Genomic DNA, 6,537 nt, shown 5'->3' with positions numbered 1-6,537 from the left:
CACCAATACCCAAAGGTTGGGTTGTAATAACCGCAGGGCTGGTGCCTGTGTATGTACCTGTGCTGTTAAAGGTGATCACCGATCCTGTCCAGCCGCCGGTGGTTTGCGCATTTTGGGTACCATCAGGAGTACCATCACCGTTGGTGTCAACCTGATATGTGCCGGCCGCCCCCCCCATATTGACGGCCTGACCATCAAGGGCGTAATAGGCCACCCAGTTGTTTTCACCTGTGTAAGCACCATTATTTGGCCGCACGAAATAGGTAGTCAGAATATGAGGCTCACCCAATGAATCATAAATGGTCGACGAGGTGGAGTTATTAAAGGTGGCTGGGTCATCGGGATCGAACGCAGCCGGATCCTTGGTTTTTTCACCGGCATTGAGGTTCATGGCAATACCAACGTTTTCAGTCATCACCGGGCTGCCGGCGGTATCCGGGATTTGCACCGGGCGCGTGGTTGTCAGACTCACCGAGGTAGAGTTACCAAATTTGTCCACCGGGAAGGTTTGCAGGAAATTACCGGCGGAATCTACCAGGTAGTTATTACTGTCAACCTTAAAGGCACCGGCACGGGTAAAACTGTAATCCCGCGCACTGGGATCTGCCGAAGTTACAAAGAAACCGCCACCGCTGATAGCCAAGTCCAGCGCATTGCTGGTGAACTGCAAGCTACCCTGATGAAACTGCTGAGCAACCTGAGTGGTAGTTACACCGCCACCCACCTGGGTTTTGCTGTTGGCAAAAATGGAAGCCGCATACACATCGGCAAACTCAGCACGGGACTCTTTAAAGCCTGTGGTGTTTACGTTGGCGATGTTGTTGGCCGTAGTGTTCAGATCTTTCTGGGCGGCAGCAATGCCGCTGAGTGCGATATTGAAAGACATAAGTCAGTTACCTCTCTAATCCCCTGATTCTGGTTCAGCCTTCAGCCACAGCCAGAACATCCGATAGTTTAATGCCACCAACGCCACGCAAATTCAAAATCGCGCCGGTCGCTGCCGTTCCCAGTGACACACTGGACACATGGGCATAGGTTGATACAGGCAATTCCTCTGCTTTGCCATCGACCTTGCCACTGGCCTTGATGGTGTAGTTTCCTTCCGGAACCGGGTTGCCGTCAGAGTCCAGGCCATCCCAATTCAGATCAATATTGCCGCCTTCACTGCCATCCACCGTATAGCTGGTAACCAGCTGTCCCTTGGAGTCCTCAATCCTTACAGTAATACTCTCTATAGGGGTGGGTGTACTGATAACGCCTTTGATGTTCGGCTCCTCAGCTGACACATGCCCGGTTGAAGATGGAATAAGCACCTTCTGCCCCACCAAACCTGATGCCTGCAACGCCTGACTGGATGTCATGACGGTATTGAGGCTCAAAATATGGTCATTCAGTTTGGCAATGCCATCCACCGTGGAAAATGACGCCATCTGGGCGATCATCTGGTCATTTTCCACCGGTTTAAACGGATCCTGCATTGACAGCTGCTGCGACAGCAGGGCAAAAAAGTCTTCCTGGCTAAGCTCCTGCTTTTTGGCTTCGGGAACCGCTTCTTTACTCTGAAGGCGGACACTGTCCAAAAAAGGATTGCCGGTGCTTTGGGTTGACTGCGCTGCTGCCTGATTAATAGAGTTAAGAAAACTCACGGCCTACCTCCTTCACGCAACCGGATTACTTACCCATTCTCAACGTTTGCATCAGCATGTTTTTCGCAGCATCTGCAACCTGGGCATTCATCTGGTATGAACGTGATGCCGAAATCATGTCAGCCATCTCTTCCATCACATTCACATTGGGTTTGTAAATAAAACCATCGGCATCGGCCATGGGATGGTCTGGGTTATATTCCTTTTGCAGCGGCTTATCGCTTTCGACTATGCCCTTCACATTGACACCGCGGGCAGCCTGCTGCTGATGACTTGCCTTGGCCAGCTCGGCCTCAAACACCGGATGACGGGCTTTGTAAGTCTGGTCGATACTGCTGGAAACCGAATCGGCATTGGCGATGTTACTGGCCGTCGTATTGAGACGAACCGATTGCGCCGTCATCCCGGAGCCCGAAACATTGAAAATATTAAACAAGCTCATAATTAACTTCCTTTAAGCGCTTTATGCATGCCATTGAACTTGCCCTCAAGGAAGCCCAGTGACATCTGATATTCGATGGCATTTTGCATAAAAGCCGCCTGCTCCTGCTGAAGATCAACAGTGTTGCCATCACCTGTATCTGGCTGGTTGGGAATACGGTATTGGATATGCTGTCGGCTCAAAGCTTGCAAGTCGAAATGGCGTTCGCTTGTTTGAGCCATTTGCATGCTGCGTTGCTGACTGCGGGCCGTCGCCAGTGCCTCAGCAAAATTGACATCTTTAGCTTTGTAATGGGGGGTATCAGCATTGGCGATGTTGCTCGAAAGCACTTCTGCCCGCTCAGCCCGGATCCCAAGAGTGAACTGATGCACTCCGAGAGCCTTATCAAAATTGATCGCCATAAAATTGCCTCCAATGTCGGAATGTCAAAATCAAAGCAATTCATATGCCAAAGATGCCGTCTCGAGTTCAGTAAGATTCACGACATAAAAAAACCGGCCTCTAATAGCCGGTTTTTTATATAAAAAGCAATCGTTTGATGCGCTAGGTTTTCTTTTGGTAGTAGATACCCGGATTACAGCGAACCATATCAAATTCTTCTGTCAAACCCGCTATGGATTCAGAGGCGCCGAGAAAGAGGATCCCCTTGGGGTTCAGAGCGGCAGCAAATTGCCGCAAAATTTTGGCCTTTGCCTCTGGGGCAAAATAGATGAGCACGTTGCGGCAAAAAATGATGTCGAACTTACCCAGCAGGGTATAGCTTTCAAGCAGGTTGTGGGCTCTGAAACTCACCATCCGGCGTACATTGTCTTTCACCCGCATATTGCCGTTTGGCAAAGCGTCAAAAAAGCTGCGCTTGCGTTCGTCGGAAAGCCCACGGCCAAGTGCCAGGCTGTCATATTCGGCCTGTTTGCAACGCTCCAGCATGGAGGGCGACAAGTCGGTTGCCTGTATGCTGGCACCAGTGGGCAAACCACCGGGTCGTTTCTGCTGAAACTCGAGAATGGTCATCGCCAGCGAGTAAGGTTCTTGCCCTGAGGAGCAGGCCGCCGACCAGATTTTCAGTGGGCGCCCCAGACGGGCGTATTCAGGTAACAAGCTATTACCTAATAAATCAAAGGGATATTTATCTCGAAACCACAGGGTTTCGTTAGTAGTCATCGCATCAATCACCTCGGCACGCAACTGCCTTTCGGTCGGTTTCATTGAGTGCTTAACCACTTCTGACAGAGATGGCAGATTATATTTTCCCATCAAAGGAGCAAGACGACTGCGAACCAGATACTGCTTATTTTCACCCAGCACAATGCCGCTGTGTTGCTCAAGGAACAACCTGAATTGATTATATTCCGCCTCAGCCAGTGATTTATCCGACACTGTATCCCATCCTGCACATAATGGTGAAGACTAATGCAGACTCACATTAATCTTCTGATTTTACTACCCAAAAACAAGCGCTGCTTTATACATTATCACTCATTGGAACTCAAGCGCCCTTAGTGCAGTATACCCGCCCTCTAAGGGAATGCCATTTCAGTTACAGACTAAGGTGCTTATTGACTGCCGCCGCCAATTCATCAGGGTTAAATTTGGCAATAAAGTCGTTCGCTCCCACCTTTTGCACCATGGCCTGATTAAACACGCCACTTAAAGAAGTGTGCAGGATTACCTTAATACCTTTCAGCTTGGGGTCATCACGAATTTCAGCTGTGAGTGTATAACCGTCCATCTCCGGCATTTCAATGTCTGAAATAATCAGCGGAATTTCGTCTGCAACGTTATTTACCTCACTGGCAATCGATTTGAGTTTTTCCAGGGCTTCACGGCCGTCTTTCGCTGTGTCTATCTGCAACTCGAGCGGCGTCAGGGCGCGAATGATCTGCTTGCGGGCAACCGCAGAATCATCAATCACCATAATATGGAAATGCTGCTGGCGATCGATAGTCAGTCTGGCGTCCACATCTTCGGAAATCGCGGTTTTTACCGGGCTGATTTCATCGAGGATTTTTTCAACATCCAGAATCTCCACCAGCTCACCTTCGATTTCGGTAACCGCGGTGAGATAAGAGTAGCGACCCGCTCCCTGAGGCGGCGGCATGATGGCTTCCCAGTTCATGTTGATAATGCGCTCTACTGAACTGACCAAAAAGCCCTGCACGCTGCGGTTGTACTCGGAGATAATGATGAAGCAGTCTTTGGTATTCTCAATGGGGCGGCCACCTGTTGCCGCACTGAGGTCAATCACCGAAATTGTTGTGCCGCGAATATGCGCCACACCACGCACAAAAGGATTGAGTTTGGGCAAGGCGGTCAAAGGCGGACACTGCAAAACTTCTTTTACTTTAAATACGTTAATCCCAAACCTTTGGCGACCGTTCAATTTGAACAGCAGTAGTTCCAAACGGTTTTGCCCAACCAGTTGGGTACGCTTATTGACTGACTCAAGAATGCTCGACATAACTTCGCCTTTATAGTCTTAGTGTGTTGGCGCCCCGAACTCCGTGGAGCATAGGCATGTAACTTGCTTGCAAATTGTTACCGACAACCTGTGCCCGAACTTTGTCAATCTTCTGACGAACCTGTCAGACTGCTGTACCAAGCTGTTCCGGCCCCGACTGAAAGTATAGGTGTATTCTGGCGTTACACGCTAGTCTGTTAATTATGAAAGTAAAGTTAGCACAATTTTTTGCAAGCCTTTTGTGGATAAGCCCGGCTTTTGCCACTGCAATTCCACAACAACCGAGCTTATCGGCCATCACAGCGGCGGCTGAAGGCGCAGTGGCGGAAAAAATTGACGCTCCGGCCGACGCAAAAATCAGTATTCAGTCGCAAAGCCTGGACAACAGGGTAAATATTCCACGCTGTGATGGACCAATACTGGCGCGCCTCGCAACTGACAGACCCATTTCCCGTAACAATACCGTGCGCATCAGCTGCAACAGCCCGGATCTCGATTATCCGTGGCAAATGTTCATATCTGTCCGGGCTGAGGTGTTATTTCCGGTGGTCGTCGCAACAAGGCCAATTGCCAGTGGAGATTTATTGGATGGCGCTAACCTGGAAGTACGCTATGTGGAGAAAACTCTGCTAAGAGGACAACAGTTTTCCGATACCTCTGCCATATCAGGCACCAGAGCCAAACGACGTATTGCACAGGACTCACCGGTTTTTGCCGCTAATTTGTGCTTTGTGTGCAAAGGCGATGCGGTGTCAATTTTTGCAAAAACAGCCAATTTTGAAATCAAAACATTGGGAGAAGCACTCGCCGATGGTAACGAAGGCGACCGCATCCGCATCAGAAATGTCAACTCAAACAAAGTATTGGATGCAACCGTCATCGGCGTTGGCGAAGTCGAAGTCAAAATGTAAAATACGCTAAAGCTTTGCCCAAGCCTGCCGATAAAAATGCTAAGAAACCCGAGTCTGTAATACTGGAGCCCCCCGATGGCCATCGAATTACCCAAAAACAATGCCGCGAACCGTGTCGGTAACACCGCGAGCACAGTAACCACTGCCCGCAATGCCCAGGCATCTGCCGCGCAAACAGCTCAGGCGCAGCCACAACAAAAAACCGATTCTGTTGTGATTACCAGTCAGGCTCAGCAGCTGCAGAGCATGCAATCAAAGCTCGCCTCTCTGCCTGAAGTCGACCAGAAGAAAGTCGCAGAGATCAAACAGGCCATTGCCGAAGGACGCTACAAAATCGATCCTGAAAAGCTGGCCGCCAATATCGTCCGCTTCGAACAGGAAATGAAGGACCTCGATCAGGACCAGTAACACCGCCAAAGGCATCGGGTTGCAGCCGGTTACTTCATAGTGGCCGGCTTTTTGCATTTAAAATTTCATGTCCGCCAATATTTTTGCATATACCCGGCCTGAGGTTATCCAATGAATGAACTCACTTCCCTGCTCGCGCAACAACAAGCCCTGCTTAATGAGCTACTGGTGCTGATTGAAGCCGAAAAAGCCGCGCTGATTGCCCAGCAAGCCGATGAACTGCTAACCCTCGCCGAAAAGAAATCAGCAGCCCTGCTGGCGCTGAAAAAGAATGACGATACCCTGGCTGCTCATCCGGCCATGCAACGGCTGACAAGCGACCCGGAACTGGCGGCAATGGTCGACGCCACCAAAAGCACCTTGGCGCAGTGCAAACGCGATAATCAGCTTAACGCCCAACTGATAGAGCACAACGAAGCCAGCATCAACCGGCTCGCCCAGGCATTACAAATGAGCCGCAATGCCAATTCCCTTACCTATACCGGCAAAGGCAGAACCTCCACTATTGCCAGTCTGGGTAACAGTATTGAAGTCTGAGTCAGATCTTCGCCTTTGAGATGCTATCGGGATCCACAGTTCCCGTCTTTGCCGGTAAAACCACGGTCTGGCAAACCAGCGGCGGCAGCATCCCCGGTCAGCTAACGCTCAGTAAACAAAAAGCTCCATAAACAC

At 50.1% G+C, this 6,537-nt stretch carries 9 protein-coding genes; 3 read left to right on the top strand and 6 right to left on the bottom strand.

What is annotated here, in order from left to right:
* The 6 genes from ABYK60_RS12905 to ABYK60_RS12880 form a co-directional block, all read right to left on the bottom strand.
* Positions 1-886: flagellar hook-basal body complex protein (locus ABYK60_RS12905; RefSeq protein ID WP_372872435.1), on the bottom strand; the 886-nt coding region annotated here is incomplete at its 3' end.
* A 34-nt stretch (positions 887-920) separates the two neighbouring features.
* Positions 921-1,646 carry a flagellar hook assembly protein FlgD gene (gene flgD / locus ABYK60_RS12900; protein ID WP_372872434.1) on the bottom strand — a complete coding sequence of 242 codons (726 nt, stop codon included), beginning with the start codon at positions 1,644-1,646 and terminating at the stop codon, positions 921-923.
* 25 nt (positions 1,647-1,671) lie between these two features.
* Positions 1,672-2,088, bottom strand: a complete 417-nt coding sequence (gene flgC / locus ABYK60_RS12895; protein WP_372872433.1) for a flagellar basal body rod protein FlgC — start codon at positions 2,086-2,088, stop codon at positions 1,672-1,674.
* A 2-nt stretch (positions 2,089-2,090) separates the two neighbouring features.
* Positions 2,091-2,489, bottom strand: coding sequence for a flagellar basal body rod protein FlgB (gene flgB / locus ABYK60_RS12890; protein WP_372872432.1), 399 nt, complete (start codon positions 2,487-2,489; stop codon positions 2,091-2,093).
* Positions 2,490-2,631: 142 nt separating this feature from the next.
* Positions 2,632-3,465 carry a protein-glutamate O-methyltransferase CheR gene (locus tag ABYK60_RS12885; protein ID WP_372872431.1) on the bottom strand — a complete coding sequence of 278 codons (834 nt, stop codon included), beginning with the start codon at positions 3,463-3,465 and terminating at the stop codon, positions 2,632-2,634.
* 160 nt (positions 3,466-3,625) lie between these two features.
* Positions 3,626-4,546: a chemotaxis protein CheV gene (locus ABYK60_RS12880; RefSeq protein ID WP_372872430.1), complete on the bottom strand. Its 921-nt coding sequence runs from the start codon at positions 4,544-4,546 to the stop codon at positions 3,626-3,628.
* A 203-nt stretch (positions 4,547-4,749) separates the two neighbouring features.
* Between ABYK60_RS12880 and flgA the strand changes: the two genes are divergently transcribed.
* The 3 genes from flgA (at position 4,750) to ABYK60_RS12865 (ending at position 6,402) form a co-directional block, all read left to right on the top strand.
* On the top strand, positions 4,750-5,457 hold the full coding sequence (gene flgA / locus ABYK60_RS12875) for a flagellar basal body P-ring formation chaperone FlgA (RefSeq protein WP_372872429.1): 708 nt from the start codon (positions 4,750-4,752) through the stop codon (positions 5,455-5,457).
* 75 nt (positions 5,458-5,532) lie between these two features.
* Positions 5,533-5,865, top strand: a complete 333-nt coding sequence (gene flgM / locus ABYK60_RS12870; protein ID WP_372872428.1) for a flagellar biosynthesis anti-sigma factor FlgM — start codon at positions 5,533-5,535, stop codon at positions 5,863-5,865.
* A 111-nt stretch (positions 5,866-5,976) separates the two neighbouring features.
* Positions 5,977-6,402 carry a flagella synthesis protein FlgN gene (locus tag ABYK60_RS12865; protein ID WP_372872427.1) on the top strand — a complete coding sequence of 142 codons (426 nt, stop codon included), beginning with the start codon at positions 5,977-5,979 and terminating at the stop codon, positions 6,400-6,402.
* Positions 6,403-6,537 lie beyond the last annotated feature (135 nt).

It is taken from the genome of Shewanella sp. (assembly GCF_041630135.1).
GTDB lineage: Bacteria > Pseudomonadota > Gammaproteobacteria > Enterobacterales > Shewanellaceae > Shewanella.
Note: the sequence above shows the minus strand (reverse complement) of the source record. Positions and strands in the feature narration are given on the sequence as shown.

What these genes read in the sequence shown, in the direction of transcription:
- flgC (WP_372872433.1), bottom strand. Translation starts at nt 2,088, where the DNA reads ATGAGCTTGTTTAATATTTTCAATGTTTCGGGCTCCGGGATGACGGCG.
- flgB (WP_372872432.1), bottom strand. Translation starts at nt 2,489, where the DNA reads ATGGCGATCAATTTTGATAAGGCTCTCGGAGTGCATCAGTTCACTCTT.
- ABYK60_RS12880 (WP_372872430.1), bottom strand. Translation starts at nt 4,546, where the DNA reads ATGTCGAGCATTCTTGAGTCAGTCAATAAGCGTACCCAACTGGTTGGG.
- flgA (WP_372872429.1), top strand. Translation starts at nt 4,750, where the DNA reads ATGAAAGTAAAGTTAGCACAATTTTTTGCAAGCCTTTTGTGGATAAGC.
- flgM (WP_372872428.1), top strand. Translation starts at nt 5,533, where the DNA reads ATGGCCATCGAATTACCCAAAAACAATGCCGCGAACCGTGTCGGTAAC.
- ABYK60_RS12865 (WP_372872427.1), top strand. Translation starts at nt 5,977, where the DNA reads ATGAATGAACTCACTTCCCTGCTCGCGCAACAACAAGCCCTGCTTAAT.